At 69.8% G+C, this 19,478-nt stretch carries 28 protein-coding genes and 1 riboswitch; of the genes, 1 reads left to right on the plus strand and 27 read right to left on the minus strand.

All coding sequences use genetic code 11. The annotated features are described in order from the left end of the window. Positions 1 to 80: 80 nt before the first annotated feature. From thiD to AB0M36_RS30930, 8 genes are all read right to left on the minus strand, one after another. Positions 81 to 839, minus strand: a complete 759-nt coding sequence (gene thiD / locus AB0M36_RS30895; protein WP_364164644.1) for a bifunctional hydroxymethylpyrimidine kinase/phosphomethylpyrimidine kinase — start codon at positions 837 to 839, stop codon at positions 81 to 83. Further along, positions 836 to 1,402 (minus strand): thiamine phosphate synthase, encoded by a 567-nt coding sequence (locus tag AB0M36_RS30900; RefSeq protein ID WP_364164647.1) that lies wholly within the window; start codon positions 1,400 to 1,402, stop codon positions 836 to 838. The genes thiD and AB0M36_RS30900 overlap by 4 nt, the downstream gene beginning before the upstream one ends. Further along, the gene (locus AB0M36_RS30905) at positions 1,396 to 2,145 is read right to left on the minus strand and encodes a thiazole synthase (protein WP_364164650.1); all 750 of its coding nucleotides are present in this window, start codon (positions 2,143 to 2,145) and stop codon (positions 1,396 to 1,398) included. Before AB0M36_RS30905 ends, AB0M36_RS30900 begins: the two co-directional genes overlap by 7 nt. Before the next feature lies 1 nt (position 2,146). Further along, positions 2,147 to 2,347 (minus strand): sulfur carrier protein ThiS, encoded by a 201-nt coding sequence (thiS, locus tag AB0M36_RS30910; RefSeq protein ID WP_364164652.1) that lies wholly within the window; start codon positions 2,345 to 2,347, stop codon positions 2,147 to 2,149. After that, positions 2,344 to 3,387, minus strand: coding sequence for a glycine oxidase ThiO (gene thiO, locus AB0M36_RS30915; RefSeq protein WP_364164655.1), 1,044 nt, complete (start codon positions 3,385 to 3,387; stop codon positions 2,344 to 2,346). Before thiO ends, thiS begins: the two co-directional genes overlap by 4 nt. Further along, the gene (thiE, locus tag AB0M36_RS30920) at positions 3,384 to 4,028 is read right to left on the minus strand and encodes a thiamine phosphate synthase (protein WP_364164658.1); all 645 of its coding nucleotides are present in this window, start codon (positions 4,026 to 4,028) and stop codon (positions 3,384 to 3,386) included. Before thiE ends, thiO begins: the two co-directional genes overlap by 4 nt. Further along, positions 4,022 to 4,133: riboswitch (TPP riboswitch) on the minus strand. Its footprint overlaps the gene before it by 7 nt. Positions 4,134 to 4,177: 44 nt before the next feature. Then, positions 4,178 to 5,833 (minus strand): ATP-binding cassette domain-containing protein, encoded by a 1,656-nt coding sequence (locus AB0M36_RS30925; protein WP_364164661.1) that lies wholly within the window; start codon positions 5,831 to 5,833, stop codon positions 4,178 to 4,180. 31 nt (positions 5,834 to 5,864) lie between these two features. Next, positions 5,865 to 6,485, minus strand: a complete 621-nt coding sequence (locus tag AB0M36_RS30930; RefSeq protein ID WP_364164664.1) for a methyltransferase — start codon at positions 6,483 to 6,485, stop codon at positions 5,865 to 5,867. A 305-nt stretch (positions 6,486 to 6,790) separates the two neighbouring features. Between AB0M36_RS30930 and AB0M36_RS30935 the strand changes: the two genes are divergently transcribed. Beyond that, positions 6,791 to 7,738, plus strand: a complete 948-nt coding sequence (locus AB0M36_RS30935) for a hypothetical protein (protein ID WP_364164667.1) — start codon at positions 6,791 to 6,793, stop codon at positions 7,736 to 7,738. 161 nt (positions 7,739 to 7,899) lie between these two features. Here AB0M36_RS30935 and truA read toward each other — a convergent pair whose 3' ends face one another. The 19 genes from truA to AB0M36_RS31030 form a co-directional block, all read right to left on the minus strand. Further along, positions 7,900 to 8,715, minus strand: coding sequence for a tRNA pseudouridine(38-40) synthase TruA (truA, locus tag AB0M36_RS30940; protein WP_364164670.1), 816 nt, complete (start codon positions 8,713 to 8,715; stop codon positions 7,900 to 7,902). A 101-nt stretch (positions 8,716 to 8,816) separates the two neighbouring features. Further along, positions 8,817 to 9,350, minus strand: coding sequence for a 50S ribosomal protein L17 (rplQ, locus tag AB0M36_RS30945; RefSeq protein ID WP_364164673.1), 534 nt, complete (start codon positions 9,348 to 9,350; stop codon positions 8,817 to 8,819). Between the two features lie 32 nt (positions 9,351 to 9,382). Further along, the gene (locus AB0M36_RS30950; protein ID WP_364164676.1) at positions 9,383 to 10,405 is read right to left on the minus strand and encodes a DNA-directed RNA polymerase subunit alpha; all 1,023 of its coding nucleotides are present in this window, start codon (positions 10,403 to 10,405) and stop codon (positions 9,383 to 9,385) included. A gap of 93 nt (positions 10,406 to 10,498) precedes the next feature. Further along, on the minus strand, positions 10,499 to 11,125 hold the full coding sequence (rpsD, locus tag AB0M36_RS30955; protein ID WP_364164679.1) for a 30S ribosomal protein S4: 627 nt from the start codon (positions 11,123 to 11,125) through the stop codon (positions 10,499 to 10,501). A gap of 15 nt (positions 11,126 to 11,140) precedes the next feature. After that, complete coding sequence (gene rpsK / locus AB0M36_RS30960) at positions 11,141 to 11,548, minus strand: 30S ribosomal protein S11 (protein WP_014440747.1); 408 nt, start codon at positions 11,546 to 11,548, stop codon at positions 11,141 to 11,143. A 17-nt stretch (positions 11,549 to 11,565) separates the two neighbouring features. Continuing rightward, on the minus strand, positions 11,566 to 11,946 hold the full coding sequence (gene rpsM / locus AB0M36_RS30965; protein WP_071803339.1) for a 30S ribosomal protein S13: 381 nt from the start codon (positions 11,944 to 11,946) through the stop codon (positions 11,566 to 11,568). 174 nt (positions 11,947 to 12,120) lie between these two features. Continuing rightward, entirely contained in the window at positions 12,121 to 12,237 is a 117-nt protein-coding gene (gene rpmJ, locus AB0M36_RS30970; protein WP_015619018.1) for a 50S ribosomal protein L36, read from the minus strand. Positions 12,238 to 12,284: 47 nt separating this feature from the next. Beyond that, positions 12,285 to 12,506: a translation initiation factor IF-1 gene (gene infA, locus AB0M36_RS30975; RefSeq protein ID WP_007073013.1), complete on the minus strand. Its 222-nt coding sequence runs from the start codon at positions 12,504 to 12,506 to the stop codon at positions 12,285 to 12,287. Between the two features lie 252 nt (positions 12,507 to 12,758). Then, the gene (locus AB0M36_RS30980; RefSeq protein WP_364164683.1) at positions 12,759 to 13,238 is read right to left on the minus strand and encodes a DUF1707 domain-containing protein; all 480 of its coding nucleotides are present in this window, start codon (positions 13,236 to 13,238) and stop codon (positions 12,759 to 12,761) included. Between the two features lie 76 nt (positions 13,239 to 13,314). Then, a complete protein-coding gene (gene map / locus AB0M36_RS30985) occupies positions 13,315 to 14,169 on the minus strand; it encodes a type I methionyl aminopeptidase (RefSeq protein ID WP_364164686.1) in 855 nt (284 codons plus the stop codon). A gap of 83 nt (positions 14,170 to 14,252) precedes the next feature. After that, positions 14,253 to 14,906, minus strand: coding sequence for an adenylate kinase (locus tag AB0M36_RS30990; protein ID WP_071803336.1), 654 nt, complete (start codon positions 14,904 to 14,906; stop codon positions 14,253 to 14,255). 74 nt (positions 14,907 to 14,980) lie between these two features. Further along, the gene (secY, locus tag AB0M36_RS30995) at positions 14,981 to 16,327 is read right to left on the minus strand and encodes a preprotein translocase subunit SecY (protein ID WP_364164689.1); all 1,347 of its coding nucleotides are present in this window, start codon (positions 16,325 to 16,327) and stop codon (positions 14,981 to 14,983) included. Positions 16,328 to 16,602: 275 nt separating this feature from the next. Further along, positions 16,603 to 17,046 carry a 50S ribosomal protein L15 gene (rplO, locus tag AB0M36_RS31000; protein ID WP_364164692.1) on the minus strand — a complete coding sequence of 148 codons (444 nt, stop codon included), beginning with the start codon at positions 17,044 to 17,046 and terminating at the stop codon, positions 16,603 to 16,605. Continuing rightward, complete coding sequence (gene rpmD / locus AB0M36_RS31005) at positions 17,046 to 17,228, minus strand: 50S ribosomal protein L30 (protein ID WP_026206137.1); 183 nt, start codon at positions 17,226 to 17,228, stop codon at positions 17,046 to 17,048. Before rpmD ends, rplO begins: the two co-directional genes overlap by 1 nt. After that, a complete protein-coding gene (rpsE, locus tag AB0M36_RS31010) occupies positions 17,228 to 17,848 on the minus strand; it encodes a 30S ribosomal protein S5 (protein ID WP_364164695.1) in 621 nt (206 codons plus the stop codon). Before rpsE ends, rpmD begins: the two co-directional genes overlap by 1 nt. Before the next feature lie 12 nt (positions 17,849 to 17,860). Then, on the minus strand, positions 17,861 to 18,244 hold the full coding sequence (rplR, locus tag AB0M36_RS31015) for a 50S ribosomal protein L18 (protein ID WP_364164943.1): 384 nt from the start codon (positions 18,242 to 18,244) through the stop codon (positions 17,861 to 17,863). A gap of 8 nt (positions 18,245 to 18,252) precedes the next feature. After that, positions 18,253 to 18,795 (minus strand): 50S ribosomal protein L6, encoded by a 543-nt coding sequence (gene rplF, locus AB0M36_RS31020; protein ID WP_364164698.1) that lies wholly within the window; start codon positions 18,793 to 18,795, stop codon positions 18,253 to 18,255. 13 nt (positions 18,796 to 18,808) lie between these two features. Further along, positions 18,809 to 19,216 (minus strand): 30S ribosomal protein S8, encoded by a 408-nt coding sequence (gene rpsH / locus AB0M36_RS31025; protein ID WP_184997654.1) that lies wholly within the window; start codon positions 19,214 to 19,216, stop codon positions 18,809 to 18,811. Positions 19,217 to 19,291: 75 nt separating this feature from the next. Next, a complete protein-coding gene (locus AB0M36_RS31030) occupies positions 19,292 to 19,477 on the minus strand; it encodes a type Z 30S ribosomal protein S14 (RefSeq protein WP_014440734.1) in 186 nt (61 codons plus the stop codon). Position 19,478: the final 1 nt, after the last annotated feature.

The following is a 19,478-nucleotide window of genomic DNA, read 5'->3' on the forward strand; positions in this document are numbered from 1 at the left end:
ATCGTGATGAACCGGGCGCGACAGGGCCGCAAGGGGCCGCGCCGGTGGTCTCTTCTCACCACCCGAGCGAACAAGCCCGCTCAGGCGAAGTGATGCAGCGGCCCCGGCCCCGCCCCAAGCTTCCAATCGCGACCGCCGACCAGCGCCCGAGCCACATAGGACTTGGCGAAGACCACGGCCTCCGGGATGTCGTCGCCGAGCGCCAGCCGCGCGGCGATAGCGGATGAGAACGTGCAGCCGGAACCGTGGTTGTTGACGGTCGGCACGGGCTCGCCGCGCAGCGTCTCGGTCCGACCCCCGGCGTGCAGGATGTCGACGGCCAGCTCACTGCCGGTGACCACGACCGCCTCGGGCCCGCGCCCGGCGAGCGCTTCCGCCGCCGCGGCCATCTCCTCGGCCGTCTCGACCCGGCCACCGAGGAGGGCGCCGGCTTCGTGCCGGTTCGGCGTCAGAACGCGAGGGTACGGGAGCAGCGGCGCAACAGAAGCAACACCGGACAGCAGACTGCCACTGGTAGCGACGAGCACCGGATCCACCACCAGGTTCGGCAGCTCGGCGGCCCGGGCGGCGATCACGGCGGCGATGGCCGGATCCCCCACCATCCCGACCTTGACCGCCGCCACGTCGAAGTCGGCGAGCACGGCGTCCAACTGGGCCGCCACGATCTCCGGAGGCACCGAATGGATGGCGGTGACCCCGAGCGTGTTCTGCGCGGTGATCGCCGTCAGCACGCTGACGCCATAGGCGCCCAGGGCGGCGAACGTCTTGAGATCCGCCTGAATCCCGGCACCGCCGCCGGAGTCCGACCCGGCGATGGTGAGCACCACCGCCGGCGTCATGGGTTCACCGCCTCGGCCAGCATTCGGGTCGTCCTCTCCGGGTCGTCCGCCCGCATGATCGCTCCCATCACCGCCACGCCCGCCGCTCCCGCCCGCATACATTCAGCCGCGCGTTCGGCCGAATCAACGCCGCCCAGCGCGAGCCACGGCCGCGTCTCTCCCGCCAGCTTCGCCGCGTGCTCGGCACCCAGCGCCGGTCCATACCCGGGCTTTGTCCGAGTCGGGAAGATCGGCGACACCATGACGTAGTCCACATCGGAGAGATCCTCGGTGCCATGCCATGAGCGTCCCACCATGGCCACCCCAGGAGGCCGGTTATCCACAGCGGACAGATGCACGGCGTTGCCGCCCAGCGGATCCGTGCCGGCCACGATCACCCGCTCGCGGCCCGCTACCGTCCTCAGTTCCTCGGCGAGGGCGGCGCGTTCGCCGTACGGAAGATCCTTGTCACGCAGGACGACCCACGAAGCGCCGCCGCGGACCGCCGCCCGGACCACCTCAACCAGCGGCCCGGCGGCGAGCCGACGGTCCGTGAGCACGACGACGCCGGACGGGGTCACCACGCCGGCATCCCCTCGTCAGAGGTGGAGGCCAGGGCGTGGTAGCGCCGAGGGATGCGACCGGCGCCGGCCGCGAGCCGGCCCGCCTCCACCGCGTGCCGCATCGCCGCCGCCATGCGCGCGGGATCGGCTGCCCGGGTGACCGCCGAGGCGATCAGCACCGCGTCGCAGCCGAGTTCCATCGCGAGCGTCGCGTCGGAGGCGGTGCCGATGCCCGCGTCGAGGATCACGGGGATGTCGACGCTGTCGCGGATGAGCCTGATGTGGTGGGGATTGCCGATGCCCAATCCCGAACCGATCGGCGCGCCGGCGGGCATGACGGCCGCGCAGCCGGCGTCGGCCAGGCGGCGGGCCAGGATGGGGTCGTCGCTGGTGTACGGCAGCACCTGGAAACCGTCGCCGACCAGCGTTTCCGCCGCGCGCAGCAGCTCGACGCCGTCGGGCAGCAGGGTGCGCTCGTCGCCGATCACCTCGAGCTTGATCAGGTCTGTCTCGAAGGCGTCCCGGGCCAGGTGCGCCGCCTTGACGGCGTCGGAGGCGGTGTAGCAGCCGGCCGTGTTCGGCAGCACGCGCATGCCCAGCCGGTCGAGCAGGGGCAGCAGGCCGGGCCCGGCCGCGTCGACCCGCCGCAGCGCGACGGTGACCATGTCGGTGCCGGAGGCCACGATCGCCGCCTCCAGCGCCGCCAGGCTCTCCGCGCCGCCGGTGCCGAGGATGAGCCGGGACTTGTCGAAAAGCTCGGCCATCTCAGCCTCCCTGCGCCGCGGTGAGGACCTCGACCCGGTCGCCGTCGCTGAGCCGGGCGTCCGACCATGCGGAACGGGGTACGACCTCACCGTTGACCGCGACCGCGACGCCCCGACGCGCCTCGGTGACCGTGGCGACGAGCAGCTCGACCGTGCTGTCCATGTCGATGGTGCGACCAGCGCCATTGACCGTGATCTTCATGCGAACCTCCCGGGCGCGAACGCTTCGAGCAAGGGATCGGGACGGCCGGTGACCACCAGGTCGGCGATGAGATCGGCGGTGACCGGCGCCAGCAGCACCCCGTTGCGGTGGTGGCCGGCGGCGACGATGACGTCGCCGCGTGTGCGGCCCAGCAGCGGCGCGTTGTCCGGTGTGGCGGGACGATGCCGCACAACCGTTTCCGTGAGCTCGCACTCGGCCAGTTCCGGCACCAGTTCGGTGGCGGGCCGCAGCAGGTCCAGCACCGAACCCGCGGTCACCGTGGTGTCGGCGCGTTCCTCCTGGGTGGCGCCGACGACGATCTCGCCGTCGGCGCGGGGAACCAGGTAGACGTGCCTGCCGTCGACGTGTCCCACCACCACGTGCCGGAGCAGCCCCGGCTCGCCGCGCAGGCGCAGCACCAGGCCTTTCACCGGCCGTACGGGGAGTCCGGTGAGCGCCGCGGTGCCGAGTCCCGCCGCGACCACGACCGGGCCCGGCGGGATCTCCGCCGTCCGCCGCCGCACCACCGCCGGACCGAGCGCGGTCCGCAGCGCGGCGACCACCCGCCGCGGATCGACCTGCTGGTCGTCCGGGATGTGCGCACCGCCGCGCAGCCGCGGCGACAGGGCCGGTTCGCGGTCGCGGACCTCGCTCGGCGGCAGCCGGTGCACCTTGAGGCCGTGCTCTTCGCGATAGGCCCACAGGCGCCGCGCCTCGGCCAGGTCGTCGCCGGTCAGGGCGACCGCCAGCGTTCCGTGTGCGCCGAGTCCGACGTCGATTCCGGTCTCCCGCTGGAGCTCGGCGGCGAAGGCGGGCCAGCGGGCCGACGACTCGATCATGAGAGCGGTCAGCGCCTCCTGACCGAAGGAGGTCTCGCCCGCCGGGGCCAGCATGCCGGCGGCGGCATACCAGGCGGCGTCGTCGGCGTCGCCGTCCCACACCGTGACCCGCAAGCCCCGCCGCTGGCAGCGCCACGCGACGGCCAGGCCGATGATCCCACCACCGACCACAGTCAAGTCCGGTGGAGGCAGTGATGTCACGACAGTGCCTTCAGCAGGCGCGCGGTGGCCTCTCCCGGGTCCGCGGCTCCGGCGACGGCGCCGACGACCGCGACGGCGGAGGCACCGGCCTCGATCAGCGCCGGGGCGGTGTCGACGGTCACCCCGCCGATCGCCACCACCGGTGTGCCCGGCACGGACCGCGCCACCGTGCCGATCGTCGCGGCGCCGAGCGGCGCGGGCAGCCCGGTCTTGGTGGCGGTGGCGAAGGCCGGGCCGACACCGAGGTACGTCGCTCCAGCCCTGACCGCCGACCGGGCCGCCGTCTCGTCCCGGCAGGTCGCTCCGAGGACGGTTCCCGGCCCGAGCACCTTGCGCGCGAGGGCCACCGGCAGGTCGTCGGCGCCGACGTGCGCACCGTCGGCGTCGGCCGCCAGCGCGACGTGCAGCCGGTCGTTGACCAGGCAGAGGACGCCGGCCGGGCGGCACTGGTCGAGAATCTCGGTGGTCAGCGCGAAGGCGAGCCGGTCGGTGGTGTCGTCCTCGACCCGGACCTGGATCGCCAGCCGGTCGGCCAGGCCGAGCCGCACCGCGGCGGCCACCGCGGCGGTGACGACGCCGAGCGGATCACGACCGGGCCGGGCGTCGGTGATGACATGTAGACGCGGGAAAACAGGGTCCACAACGCGCTCCTCCCTGCGCCGGCATGACCCGGATCAGGTTCGACGGTCGGGGGCCGCGACAGCCCCCCTCTCAGCCCGGTGCTCCGGACTCCCGTGGGGTTGGTTCCGCCGCCGACACTATCGCCGCGGCACCGCCCGAGTAAAGCTCGTCAGCGCACGTCCCAGACCGGCTCGGGCGTCTCCACGACCTCGCCATCACCCTGGAAGAGCACGAATCGGTCGAAGCCCCGGGTGAACCAGCGGTCGTGGGTGACCGCGATCACCGTCCCCTCGAACGCCCGCAGTCCCTCCTCGAGCGCCTCCGCCGACGCGAGGTCCAGGTTGTCCGTCGGCTCGTCGAGCAGCAGGACGGTGGCGCCCGAGAGTTCGAGCAGCAGGACCAGGAAGCGGGCCTGCTGCCCGCCCGAGAGCGTGCCGAACCGCTGGTCGCCCTGGGCCGAGAGTTCGTATCGGTTGAGCGCCTTCATCGCGCCCGCACGGTCCATTCCGGACCGGTGGTCGTCGCCCCGCCAGAGGATCTCGACGAGGGTGCGGTCGAGCAGTTCCGGACGGTCGTGCGTCTGCGAGAAGTGACCCGGTCGGACCCGGGCGCCGAGCCGTGCCGTGCCGCCGTGCGCGACGTGCGCGAGGGGTGCACCGTCGACCGGTTTGTTGTCGGGCTCGGGGGCCGTGCCGCCCGCCGCGAGCAGCCGCAGGAAGTGGGACTTGCCGGTGCCGTTGGCGCCCAGCACCGCCACCCGGTCGCCGTACCAGATCTCTAGGTCGAAGGGGAAGGTGAGATTCTCCAACTCCAGGTCCGTGCAGACCACGGCCCTTTTTCCCGTACGCCCGCCGCGCAGGTTCATCCGCAGCGACTGTTCCTTGGGCGGCAGCGGCGGCGGCCCCGCCTCCTCGAACTTGCGCAGCCGGGTCTGGGCGGCCTGGTAACGCGACGCCAGCCCGTCGTTGAACGCCGCCTTGTTCTTCAGGGTGAACACCAGCTCGCGCAGCTTCTCGTGTTCCTCGTCCCAGCGCCGCCGCAGCTCCAGCATGCGGTCGTGCCGGTTGGCGCGGGCGTCGTGCCACGAGGCGAAGCCGCCGGGATGGGTCCAGGCGCTGCCGCCCTCGACCGCCACCACCCTGGTCGCGGTCTGCGCCAGCAGCTCCCGGTCGTGCGAGACGTAGAGCACCGACTTCGACGACTCCCGCAGCCTGGCCTCGAGCCACCGCTTGCCGGGCACGTCGAGGAAGTTGTCCGGCTCGTCGAGCAGCAGCACCTCGTCGCCGCCGCGCAGCAGCAGGTCGAGGGCGAAGCGTTTCTGCTGCCCGCCGGAGAGCGTGCGCACCGGGCGGGCCCGCACCTCGTCCCAGGGCTTGCCGAGAATCGCGACGGCGACCGTATCGAAGAGCACCGCGGCGTCGTAGCCGCCCGCCTCGCCCCAACCGGTCAACATGTTGGCGAACCGGAGCTGCGCCTTCTCGGAGTCCGGCGACGCCTCCAGCGCGGCCTCGGCGGCGGCCAGCGCGGCGCCCGCCTCCCGCAGCGGGGGCGCGACCAGGGAAAGAGCCAGATCCTCGAGGGTACGGTCGTCGCCGATCATCCCGATGAACTGGCGCATGACGCCGAGCCCACCGGCCCGCGCGACCGTGCCGATCGGGACGGCGAGGTCTCCGGCGACCATCCGCAGCAGTGTGGTCTTGCCGGCGCCGTTCGGCCCGACGAGCGCCACCTTCGCACCCTCGCCGACCCGGAAGGAGACGTCGGCGAAGAGCTCCCGCCCGTCCGGCAGCACGAACCCGACCCCGGAGACATCCACGTAACCCACGCCGCCATCCTTCCCGACGACGCGGCGCTGGTCAGTCGGTTTTTTCGGCGCTCCGAGAGACCTTGAGCACGCGGAAGCCGCGCTGGCTCGCCGTGCGCACCACGTCCCAGCCCCGGCCGGTCAGCCAGGTATGCAGCGAATCGCCGCCGAGGTTGCGGTTGATCACCAGCCAGGCCACCCCGTCCGGCGCGAGCCGGTCGAGCCAGCGGTCCATCATCGCGTGCAACTCGGCCTTGCCGACGTGGGTGGGCGGGTTGCTCCAGATCTGGTCGAACGTCACGGCCGGCACGTCCTCGGGGGCGCACACCCGCACCCTCTCCCCCAGGCTCAGCGCCGCGGCGTTCTCCGCGGTCAACTCCCGGGCCCGGGCGTTGACGTCGATCGCGTACACGGTCGCGGAGGGCGCCTCGCTGGCCAGGACGCAGGCGATCGGGCCGTACCCGCAGCCGAGGTCGAGAAGGGTGCCCCCGACGGCCGCCGTCGGCAGCTCGGCCTTGCGCAACAGCACGGCGGTGCCAGGGTCGAGCCGCCCCGCGGAGAAGACCCCGCGCGCGACCGCCAGGTCGTAGGACCGTCCGGCGACGGAGAACCCGATCCGCCCCCTCGTGTCGGGCACGGCCGGCTCGGCAGTGAAGTAATGGTCGGCGCTCACCCCGCCAGTGTCCCGCCGGGCAACGAGCTGCGGCGCACCGGGGTGCCGCACAATCTGTGCGTTCATCGATCACGGTGCGCTCTAGCGTGACAGCCATGATTCGCGTCCCCCGCCCCCGCTCCGCCCACCACGCGAATCCGGGAAGCGGACCAGCGACACGCGCCGCCCACCACGCGGACCCCGGGAGCGGACCAGCCACACGCTCGGCCCACCCCACCCACCACGCGGACCCCGGGAGCGGACCAGCCACACGCTCGGCGCCGGCTCAGCACCGCCGGTCACACACCGCCATCCCGGAACCGCGAATGCGGACGCCGCACCGACACGCGTCCCCCCGCCGCCCGGTTTCGCTGCCCGCCCCGCTGACGGACTGGCTCCTGGTCACCGCCCGCGGTGTCCTCGCCGCGAGCCCACCCGTCCGCTCACTCGGCATCCTCGCCGACCCGCGCCGGCGGCGTCCGCGCCGGGCCGAGACCACCCAGCGCCTCTGGACACCCGCGGACATCCGCGGCGCCGATGCCGGGTCGGGCCTCTACGGCTGGCAGCCCGCGCCGACCGCGCGGCGATTGCCCGCCCAGCCCCAACAGGCCCTGCAACTGCTGCTCAGTGGACTCGGCGCGCTGATCGTCACGTCGATCGTGGTCCTGACCGCCTTCTTCGTGATCGCCGAGGAGCGCCGGGGTCCCGCCGGTGGGTCCTCGGCCGCGGCCGACACGATCGGCTCGCGGGCCGTCGACGCCGCGCCTCTGACCCGGCTGGAGATCTTTCCCGGGCCGGAGATCCAGCCGGGGTTCGGCACCACGCCATACCGGGTGTCGCTGACCCACGTCGACACCGATTGCGCGTTGGGTACGACCGGCGAGCTCGGCGTCGTGCTCCGCGAGAACGGATGCAGCCAGGTCGTCCGGGCGGCCTTGGTGGCGCCCTACGGCGACTACCGGGTCACAGCCGGCGTCCTCAACCTGCCCGACGCCGCGGCGGCGGCCGTGGTCAGCGACGACACCGAGGCCCTGGTGGAGTCGGGCCGAGGCAGCTTCGTGGCGTTGGGCGCGGCGAGCGGTGGGGTGGCGGGCACCTCACCGGTGCAGGTCGGCTGGCATCCTGTCGGCCACTACCTGGTCTATTGCGTCATCGCCCGCCCGGACGGCGGCCTCGTCACGGACGACGACCCGCACGCGGCCCGCATCACCGAGGACCTCGTCCAGGGTTACCTGACCGACCAGATCACCAGCACCCGCCGCATCGACCCCTAACGGCCACCGATCACGCGCGGCGGCGAAAGCCCGGCACCCGGCCGGAATCGGCCCGAGAGACCACCGTTCACGCAGGGCGGCGAAAAGCCCGGCACCGGCCCGGGAGGGGTAACGGTCACGCGCGACGGCGGACGGCCCGGTTTCGGCCCGGGAGGGTGACGTCAGGCTCGGAGGCGGCGGGTGGTGTCGGCCCGTTGGGCGTACTCAGCCTCATCCGGATAGCCCACCGCCACCAGGGTCAGTCCGTGGGCGGCCGCGACGGTCACCTCGCTCGACCGTTCGCGGAGGGTGAGCAGCTTCGCCGGCCAGGCCGGGTCGCGCCGCCCGTCGCCCACGGTCAGCATGGCGCCGACCAGGCTGCGCACCATCGCCTGGCAGAACGCGTCCGCCTGCACGGTCGCGACCGCGACCCCGTCCGGCTCACGGCGCCAGTCGAGGTGGGTGATGGCGCGCACGGTGGTCGCGTGCTCCTTGCGCTTGCAGAAGGCGGCGAAGTCGTGCAGTCCCACCAGGCCCGCCGCCGCCTCGTTGAGTCGGTTCAGGTCGAGGGGGCGTACCCAGCCGAGGGTGTCGTGGCGCCGCAGGGGTTCGGGTCCCGCGACCGTGTCGGCGACCCGGTATTCGTAGCGGCGGAACGTCGCCGAGAAGCGGGCGTCGAAGGTGGACGGCACCGGGGTCACGGCCCGGACCCGGGCGTCCGGCGGCATCAGCGCGGCCAGGCGCCGCAGCAGTGAGTCCGCCAGCCGTTCCCAGGTTTCCACCGGCAGGTCGATGTGGCACACCTGGCCGGTGGCGTGCACGCCGGCGTCGGTGCGTCCGGCCACGGTCAGGCCCAAGGGGACGTCCGTGCCGGCGAGGGTGCCCAGCGCCTCGGTCAGCACCCCGGCGACCGTGCGGCGGGTGGGCTGGACGGCCCACCCCGAGAAGTCCCCGCCGTCGTAGGAGACGTCGAGGCGGAGTCGGGTCGTGACGGTCAAACCTGGTCCTTCGTTCCGCGCCATCGTGGAAGGTGGAAGCCGTACGGTAAAAGCGAAACGGCCCGGCACCCCACAAAGGGTGCCGGGCCGCACGTGCCTGATCAGGCCTTGGTGTCTTCGCCCTCGGCGCCCTTGTCGCCGGACGCGCTCACCGGCGGCTCGGCGTCCTGGTCGGCGACGGGAGCCTCGTCCTCGCGGGCGAGCGCCTCGACCTTGTCCTGCTGCGCGGCGGCCTTGCGGGCAGCCTTCTTGGCCGGCGCCGTGTTCGCGGCGACCTGCAGCTCCTCGACCAGCTCGATGACCGCCATGGGAGCGGCGTCACCCTTGCGCGGGCCGGTCTTGGTGATGCGGGTGTAGCCACCCGGCCGGTTGCCGTAGCGGGGCGCGATCTGCTCGAACAGGGCGTACACGACGTCCTTGTCCTTGACGACGGTCAGCACCCGGCGACGGGCGTGCAGGTCACCGCGCTTGGCCTTGGTGATCAGCTGCTCCGCCAGGGGGCGGAGGCGTCGCGCCTTGGTCTCGGTGGTCTTGATCTTGCCGTGCCGGAAGAGCTCCGTGGCCAGGTTGGCCAGCAGCAGCTTCTCGTGCGCCGGGCTGCCGCCGAGGCGGGGACCCTTGGTGGGCGTAGGCATTTCCGGTTGCTCCTAAATCAGGCCGAGCGAGATCAGAGCTGCTCGGTCTCGCGGTAGTCGTCGGTGTCGTAGTCCACGTCGCCGAACGAGTCGACCACGTGCGCCGGGTCGAAGGACGGCGCGCTGTCCTTCAGCCCCAGGCCCATTCCGGCGAGCTTCATCTTGACCTCGTCGATCGACTTCTGACCGAAATTCCTTATATCCAGAAGGTCGGCCTCCGTCCGCCCGATCAGCTCACCGACGGTGTTGATGCCCTCGCGCTTGAGGCAGTTGTACGACCGGACGGTGAGGTCCAGCTCCTCAATCGGCAGGGCGAGGTCGGCGGCCAGCTGAGCGTCCTGCGGGGACGGGCCGATGTCGATGCCCTCGGCGGTCTCGTCCAGCTCGCGGCAGAGGCCGAACAGCTCGACGAGGGTCGAGCCGGCCGACGCCAGCGCGGTGCGGGGCGAGATGGAAGCCTTCGACTCGACGTCGATGATCAGGCGGTCGAAGTCGGTGCGCTGCTCGACACGGGTCGCCTCGACGCGGTAGGTCACCTTCATGACCGGCGAGTAGATCGAGTCGACCGGGATCCGGCCGATCTCGGCGCCGGCGTTCTTGTTCTGCGCGGCCGTGACGTAGCCACGGCCCCGCTCGACGGTGAGCTCCATGTCGAGCCGGCCCTTGCTGTTGAGCGTGGCCAGCTTCAGGTCGGGGTTGTGCACGGACACGCCGGCCGGGGGCTGGATGTCACCGGCGGTGACGTCGCCCGGGCCCTGCTTGCGCAGGTACATGCTGACCGGCTCGTCGTGCTCGGAGCTGACGGTGAGCTCCTTGACGTTCATGACGAGCTCGACCACGTCCTCCTTGACACCGGGGATCGTGGTGAACTCGTGCAGGACGCCGTCGATCTTGATGCTGGTGACCGCCGCGCCCGGGATGGACGACAGCAGGGTCCGCCGCAGCGAGTTGCCGAGGGTGTAGCCGAAGCCCGGCTCCAGGGGCTCGATGGTGAACCGGGAGCGGGTCTCGCTGAGCGACTCCTCCGAGAGGGTCGGCCGCTGGCTGATGAGCACGCTGTTCTTCTTTCTGTCGGGGCACCCGCTATTTGATGCCCGTCCTGATGTGATGCACCGGGCGCCTCCGCGAGGAGGCGCCCGGTCAGAGCGCTACTTGGAGTAGAGCTCGACGATCAGCTGCTCCTGGACCTGCGTGTCGATGACAGCACGGGCCGGGAGGGTGTGGATCAGGATCTTCATGTCGCTCGGGATCGGCTCCAGCCATGCCGGAACCGGACGCGAACCGGCCTGGGCCTGCGCGACGACGAAGGGAGTCATCTCCTTCGACTTCTCGCGGACCTGGACGATGTCGTGGTCCTTCACCCGGTACGACGGGATGTCGACCTTCACGCCGTTGACCAGGAAGTGGCCGTGCTTGACCAACTGCCGGGCCATGTCCCGGGACGCGGCGTAGCCGGCCCGGTAGACGACGTTGTCCAGACGGGACTCGAGGATCTGCAGCAGCACCTCACCGGTCTTGCCGGGCTTGGTGACAGCCTCCTCGTAGTAACCGCGGAACTGCTTCTCGAGGACGCCGTAGGTGCGACGCGCCTTCTGCTTCTCGCGGTGCTGGAGCAGGTACTCGGTCTCCTTGGTCCGACCGCGGCCGTGCTGACCGGGCGGGAAGGGACGCGACTCGAACGGGCACTTCGGCCCGTCGCACTTGCTGCCCTTGAGGAACAGCTTCATCTTCTCGCGGCGGCAGCGCTTGCAGTCCGCCCCTGTGTAACGAGCCATGCTTCGATCTCTCCCTTAGACCCGGCGACGCTTCGGCGGACGGCATCCGTTGTGCGGCTGCGGCGTGACGTCGGAGATCTGCCCGACCTCGAGGCCGGCGGCCTGCAGCGAACGGATGGCGGTCTCCCGGCCGGAACCGGGGCCCTTGACGAACACGTCGACCTTGCGCATGCCGTGCTCCATGGCCCGACGCGCGGCGGCCTCGGCGGCCAGCTGCGCGGCGAACGGAGTCGACTTGCGGGAGCCCTTGAAGCCCACCTGGCCGGACGAGGCCCAGGAGATGACAGCACCGGTCGGGTCGGTGATCGACACGATGGTGTTGTTGAACGTGCTCTTGATGTGCGCCTGCCCGTGGGCGACGTTCTTGCGTTCCTTGCGCCGGACCTTCTTGACTGCGGCCCCTGCGCGTGCCTTCGGTGGCATAAGTCAGTGCGCTCCTATTACTTCCGACCGGGCTTCTTCTTACCGGCAACCGTGCGCTTCGGACCCTTGCGGGTGCGAGCGTTGGTCCGCGTGCGCTGACCCCGGACGGGGAGCCCACGACGGTGGCGGATGCCGGCGTAGCAGCCGATCTCAACCTTGCGGCGGATGTCCGCAGCGACCTCGCGGCGCAGGTCGCCCTCAACTTTAAAGTTGGCCTCGATGTAGTCGCGGAGCTGGACCAGCTCCTCGTCTGTGAGGTCCTTGGCGCGCTTGTTCAGGTCAATGCCGGTCGCGGTGAGCGCCTCAACGGCGCGGGTCCGACCGACCCCGAAGATGTAGGTGAGCGCGATCTCCATCCGCTTCTCGCGGGGAAGATCGACGCCGACGAGTCTTGCCATAAGTGGGCGTACTCCTCAGGTGTCTCACGGAGGTCTGTGCCCATCCCTACCCCGCCTGCCCGGGCGGGCCCCGGCCTCCGACCGGGGGTGAAACCGCGCGCCATCGACGTGCATGACACCGCGGTTGGGACGAGCTTCTTCAGTGGTGCGGATCTGGCAGTGCGGCGGGCTAAATCAGCCCTGGCGCTGCTTGTGACGCGCGTCGGTCTTGCAGATGACCATGACGCGCCCGTGCCGCCGGATGACCCGGCAGTTGTTGCAGATCCGCTTGACGCTCGGCTTGACCTTCACGGTTTGCCTTAACTCTCAGTCAGACGGGATGTGGATCCCCGTGACCCTTACTTGTAGCGGTAGACGATGCGCCCACGGGTCAGGTCGTACGGCGAAAGCTCGACGACGACCCGGTCCTCGGGAAGGATGCGGATGTAGTGCTGCCGCATCTTTCCGGAGATGTGCGCGAGCACCTTGTGACCATTGGCGAGCTCCACGCGGAACATGGCGTTCGGCAGGGGCTCGATCACTCGGCCTTCGATCTCGATGGCTCCGTCTTTCTTTGGCATGTCCTCCGCTACCTGACATCGGGTTCTGGGGCAGGCTCACAACATTCATCCGAGCCCAGGTAGGACTCGAACCAGCCGCGGCTCCGACTCCACCAGAAGCGCTTGGTAGACATGCCGGAGTGGACGCTGTGCGCCAGCAAGCCAGTGTACGCGCGCGGGAGCATCGACACCAAACCGAGGTCGCCGTAACCCGGGGTCGGGTGTGTCGACGTTCCTCAAAAACGGACAAACGCAGCGCTTCGGCCGGTTTGCTCAGCCCTTGCGGCCCGTGGAGCGGCCGATGATGCCGAAGATGAGCGGGATGAGCATCCAGCCCGGCCAGAAATACTGCCAGTGGCCGGAGGCCATCGACGACATCGCCCAGACCACGACGCAGACGAGCACCACGCCGCCGTAGGAGGAGACCCACGGCGCGCCATCGGCCTTGCTCTTCTTGCCGTGGCTCTTGCCATGGTGGATGTGTCGTTCACCATGCGGCCCGTGATGGACGTGTCCGGAGGTCGGCTCGGGCTCCGGGGGCTGCGGCACCAGCTGTGCGCGCTGGGCGGGGATGGTGCCCGGCAGGTCGGTGGTGAGGCCGAACAGATCGCCGTAGGTCTTGGCGGCGTAGACCGCCTGCAGCCGCTCGTCGTACTCGTGCAGATCCAGGCGGCCCTCGTTGAGCGCCGTTCGCAACCGTTCCGCGACGGCCTCACGATCGGCGTCGCCCGCCCGCATGCCTTCCCCAGCCATGCCATCCAGCATGCCAGGGCACGTCATCCCGCGCGGTCCCGCGTTCGGCCATTTGCTCCGCCAACGAGCAAGCGCACTACTCGGCGAGCGACTCCGCCGCCGGCTGGCGGTTGGTCACGAGCTCGCCGAGCCGGGCACGGCCGCCATCGCGCGCCGTCGTCACCCACACGCCGTCCTCGAGCAGCGCCATCGTGTGCTCCACGTGCGCCGCCATCGAGCCGTCCCGGGTGGTCACCGTCCAGCCGTCGGAGAGCTCCTGCGTACGCGGCGAGCCCATCGTGATCATCGGCTCGATGGCCAGCGCCATGCCCGGCACCAGGCGGGGGCCCTTGCCGGGCTTGCCGTGGTTGAGCACGTGCGGGTCCTGGTGCATCTCGGTGCCGATGCCGTGGCCGCCATAGCCGTCGACGATGCCGTAGCGGCCCGCCTTGCGGACGGTCTTCTCCACGTTGAACGAGATGTCGGTCAGTCGGCCGCGGCCGTTGGCGGCGCCGCGAGCGGCGGCGGCGATGCCGGCCCACATCGCGTCCTCGGCCACCTCCGCCATGCGCAGCAGGGCCGGGTCGGTCTCGCCCACGCCGACGGTGATCGCCGAGTCGCCGTGCCAGCCGTTCAGCACCGCCCCGCAGTCGAGCGACAGCAAGTCGCCCTCCTTCAACACCTGGGCGGTCGACGGGATGCCGTGCACGACCTGCTCGTTGACCGACGCGCAGATCGACGCGGGGAAGCCGTGGTAGCCCTTGAAGGACGGCACGGCGCCGCTGTCGCGGATGACCTGCTCCGCGATGGCATCGAGATCGGCGGTGGAGACGCCAGGGGCCACGGCGGCCCGCATCGCGTCGAGCGCGGCGGCGACGACCAGGCCGGCATCGCGCATGAGCTCGATCTGCTCCGGGGTCTTGAGCTGAATGTCCTGGGCACTACGGCGCATGAAGGTCAGCCTAGCGTGGCGACGAATACGCGAAAACGAGGGCGCCGCCGAAGCAGCGCCCTCGTGAATGTCGATCGTCCCTCTCAGCCGCCGTACGACCTCAGGGCGTCGATAGCCCGCACCGTGACGTCTTCCACCGGCCCGGTCGCGTCGATGCCGACCAGCTTGCCCTGAGCGCCGTAGAAGTCGACCAGCGGCGCCGTCTTGTCCGCGTACTCGACGAGGCGGTTGGCGATGGTCTCGGCCCGGTCATCGTCGCGCTGGAACAGCTCGGAGCCGCACCGGTCGCAGATGTTCTCCTTGCTCGTCGGGTCGAACTCGACGTGCCAGATCTTGCCGCAGCCGCGGCAGGTCCGGCGGCCGGAGAGCCGCCGGATGACCTCGTCGTCGTCGACCACGAGCTCCATCACCAGGTCGAGCGCGGTGCCCAGGTCGGCCAGCAGCTTGTCCAGGGCCGACGCCTGCGGGACCGTCCTCGGAAAACCGTCCAGCAGGAAGCCGTCGCCGGCGTCGGGCTCGGCGAGCCGGTCGCGGACCATGTTGATGGTCACCTCGTCCGGGACGAGGTTGCCGGCATCCATGTAACGCTTCGCCTCGAGCCCCAGCGGGGTCCCCTGCGACACGTTGGCCCGAAAGATGTCACCGGTCGAGATCTTCGGTACGGCGAGATGGGCGGCGATGAACTCAGCCTGGGTCCCCTTGCCGGCCCCCGGGGGGCCCACCAGTACCAGCCGCACCTACATCGCCTCGCTTCGGTGAGAACGAGCTTCGCAAACCATGGACGCGAGAGCCCCCCGGCTCCGCGCCCCCACTACCGGAGGAACCCTTCGTAGTTGCGCTGCATGAGCTGGCTCTCGATCTGCTTCACGGTCTCCAGACCCACACCCACCATGATCAGCACCGCGGTGCCGCCGAAGGGGAAGTTCACGTACTGGTCCTGGTTGAGCCAGATGAAGAAGAAGTTCGGCAGCACCGAGATCAGACCCAGGTACAACGCGCCCGGCAGGGTGATCCGGCTGAGGATGAAGTCCAGGTAGTCGGCGGTCGGCTTGCCGGGCCGGATGCCCGGTACGAACCCACCGTACTTCTTCATGTTCTCCGCGACCTCGGTCGGGTTGAACGTGATCGAGACGTAGAAGTACGTGAAGAAGATGATCATCAGGAAGTAGGTCCCGATGTAGATCCAGCTCGTCGGGTCGACCAGGTTGTCCTGGATCCACAGCTGGTAGCCCTTGAGGGTGTTCGGGTCGAAGAACCGCAGGTACAGGTTCGGCAGGTAGAGCAGCGAGGACGCGAAGATCACCGGCACGACGCCGGCCTGGTTGACCTTCAGCGGGATGTACGTCGAGGTGCCGCCGTACATGCGCCGGCCGATCATGCGCTTCGCGTACTGCACCGGGATGCGGCGCTGCGCCTGCTCGATGAAGACGACCGCGGCGATGACCAGCAGCACGAGGGCGATGACGAGCGCGAACTTGTCCCAGCCGTTGGTCTCGCGGATCGACCAGCCCTCACTGGGAAGGCGGGCGGCGATCGAGGTGAAGATCAGCACGGACATGCCGTTGCCGACGCCCCGGTCGGTGATGAGCTCGCCGAGCCACATGACCACACCCGTGCCGGCGGTCATCGTGATGACCAGGACCGTGAGGGTCAGCCAGTCCGGGATGCCCGTGTCCTTGGGAATGATCGCGAAGTTCGACTGGTCCTGCGGGCAGGCACCGGCGAAGAGCTGGCCGGAACGGGCCAGCGCGACGAACGCCGCGGACTGCAGGACCGCGAGGCCCAGCGTCAGGTAGCGGGTGTACTGGGTGATCTTCGCCTGGCCGGACTGACCCTCCTTGCGGAGCTGCTCGAGGCGAGGAATCACCACGGTGAGCAGCTGCAGGATGATCGACGCCGTGATGTACGGCATGATGCCGAGCGCGAAGACCGCCAACTGAAGCAGCGCGCCGCCGGAGAACAGGTTCAGCAGGTTCATTACCCCGCCGCCGGCTTTGCTGCTGCTCATGGCGTCGAGGCAGTTCTGGACGTTGGTGTATGACACGCCCGGGCTGGGCAATGTGGCACCGAGCCGATAGACCGCGATGATCGCTACTGTGAACAGCAGTTTCTTGCGCAGGTCAGGCGTCCGGAACGCACTGGAAAAGGCGGAGAGCAACTTCTTCCTCCTGCGCGAGGTGGCCGCCTGAAACCGGCGGATGGGGGTAGGCATCGGTCCGGACGACCGATATACCTGGCTGGGAACGGACTTTAACAGCCCGACGTGCCTCTCGTGAGGCACGGTCGCCGCTTGTGCAACACCCGGGGACTAAGAGCTACGCGGCAAGCGGTGGAACAGTGCCGCCGGACCCGACGAATTGCCTGGTCAGACGCCACAACGGGGATGCCGGCCGGGCATCGGTGCGATACCCGGGCCAGCATCCCCGGCAAGCCTCACAGCTCGGTGGCGGAACCACCGGCGGCTGCGATCTTCTCCTTGGCCGACTCGCTGAACGCGTGCGCAGAAATCTGCAGCGACACGCCGTTCAGGTCGCCGGAGCCGAGCACCTTCACCAGCTGGCCACGGCGGACCGCGCCGGCGTCGGCAAGCTCCAGCGGGCCGATCTCGCCACCGTTCGGGAACAGCTCGGCGAGCCGGTCCAGGTTGACGACCTGGAAGACGATCTTGTTCTTGTTCTTGAAGCCCTTCATCTTCGGCAGGCGCATGTGGAGGGGCATCTGCCCACCCTCGAACGCAGCCGAGACGTTCTTACGGGCTCCCGTACCCTTGGTGCCCCGACCGGCGGTCTTGCCCTTGGAGCCCTCACCGCGACCCACACGGGTCTTCGCGGTCTTGGCACCGGGCGCCGGGCGCAGGTGGTGGACCTTGATCGCCATTACTCGACCTCCTCAACACTGACGAGGTGGTTCACGGCGAAGATCATGCCCCGAATCTCGGGGCGGTCCTCCTTGACCACCACATCGTTGATCCGCTTCAGGCCGAGCGACCGCAGGGAGTCCCGCTGGTTCTGCTTACGGCCGATCTCGGACCGGATCTGGGTGACCTTCAAGCGTGCCATCAGTGCACCGCCGCTTCCGCACGCGCCGCCAGCATGGCCGCGGGCGCGACGTCCTCGACCGGGAGGCCACGGCGGGCCGCTACGGCCTCCGGGGACTCCAGGCCCTTGAGGGCCGCCACCGTCGCGTGCACGATGTTGATCGGGTTGGACGAGCCGAGGCTCTTGCTGAGCACGTCGTGAATGCCGGCGCACTCCAGCACGGCGCGCACCGGGCCACCGGCGATAACGCCGGTACCGGCGGAGGCCGGCTTGAGGAGCACGACACCCGCGGCGGCTTCGCCGGTGATCGGGTGCGGGATCGTCGCAGCGATCCGCGGCACCTTGAAGAAGTGCTTCTTGGCCTCCTCGACACCCTTGGCGATCGCCGCGGGCACCTCCTTGGCCTTGCCGTATCCGATGCCGACGGTGCCGTCGCCATCGCCGACGATCACGAGGGCGGTGAAGCTGAAGCGACGACCACCCTTCACGACCTTCGCGACACGGTTGATCGCTACGACCCGCTCCAGGTGAGGGGTCTTCTCGACGGGCGCGTTACCGCGACCGCCCTCACGGCGGTTGTCGCGGCGGCCGCCCTCGTTGTTACCGCCGGACCCTCCGCCACGGCGCTGCTGACCAGGCATTGGTCTTCCTTCCTAGAACTCGAGTCCGGCTTCGCGGGCAGCGTCGGCAAGCGCGGCGATACGCCCCGCGTACTTGTTGCCACCGCGGTCGAAGACGACCTTGGACACGCCCGCGGCCTTCGCGCGCTCGGCGAGGAGAGTGCCGACCTTGGAGGACAGAGCACTCTTGTCACCCTCGGTGCCCCGCAGGGAGGCGTCGAGCGTGGAGGCAGAGACGAGCGTGTGACCCTTGAGGTCGTCCACGATCTGCGCGGTGATGTGCCGCGAGGAGCGGGAGACGACCAGACGGGGACGCTCGGCGGTGCCGCGGACGTTCTTGCGGACTCGGAAGTGCCGACGCGCCTTTCCGACGGCGCGCTTGGAGGCAACTCCGCCCCCATTGCGGCGCTTGAGCAGCGTGGCGGTCACTTCTTACCTGCCTTTCCAGCCTTGCGGCGGATGACCTCGCCCTGGTACTTCACGCCCTTGCCCTTGTAGGGCTCCGGCGGGCGGATCTTCCGGATGTTCGCGGCGACCTCGCCGACGAGCTGCTTGTCGATGCCGGCCACCGTGAACTGCGTCGGCTTCTCCACCGAGAAGGTGATGCCGTTCGGCGCGGGGATGTTGACCGGGTGCGAGAAGCCCAGGGCGAACTCGAGGTCCTTGCCCTTGGCGGTCACGCGGTAACCGGTGCCGTTGATCTCCAGCGTCTTCTTGTAGCCCTCGGTGACGCCGACGATCATGTTGGCGACGAGGGTACGCGACAGGCCGTGCAGCTCCTTGGCCTTGCGCTCGTCGTTGGGGCGGTTGACGAGAAGCTCGCCGTTCTCCGCCTTCTCGACCGTGATCGGCTCGGCGACGGTGTGCGAGAGCTCGCCCTTAGGGCCCTTGACCTTGACGGTCTGCCCAGTGATGGTGACGTCGACGCCGGCCGGGACCGGGATCGACTTACGTCCGATTCGCGACATGTCAGAGTCTCCGTTACCAAACGAAGGCGAGGATTTCCCCGCCAACGCTCCGCTTGCGGGCCTGCCGGTCGGTCAGCAGCCCCTGGGACGTCGAAACGATCGCGACACCCAGGCCGCCGAGCACCCGGGGGAGCTCGTCGGACTTGGCGTACACCCGGAGACCGGGCTTGGACACGCGCTTGATGCCGGCGAGGCTGCGCTCGCGGTTCTGGCCGTACTTGAGCTCAACGACCAGGCGCTTGCCGACTTCGCCTTCAGCGGGGTCCTCGGCCGTCCAGGAGGCGATGTAGCCCTCTGCCTTGAGGACCTCGGCGATGTTCGCCTTGATCTTCGAGAAGGGCATGGTCACCTTGTCGTGGTACGCCTGGTTGGCGTTACGCAGACGCGTGAGCATGTCTGCGATCGGGTCCGTCATCGTCATGGGTATTCGTCAACCTTTCTCGCCGGGGTTCCCAGAGCTCCGGGCCTACGGCGAAGCGGTATTACAAGCTTGGGGTTACCAGGAAGCCTTCGACACGCCGGGCAGCTCACCGCGGTGGGCCATGTCCCGGACACACACCCGGCACAGACCGAACTTGCGGTAGACCGAGTGCGGCCGTCCGCACTTCTGGCAGCGGGTGTACGCCCGAACGGCGAACTTCGGCTTCGCGGCCGCCTTGATGATCAGCGCCTTCTTAGCCATG

This window comes from Actinoplanes sp. NPDC051346 (assembly GCF_040682215.1).
GTDB lineage: Bacteria > Actinomycetota > Actinomycetes > Mycobacteriales > Micromonosporaceae > Actinoplanes.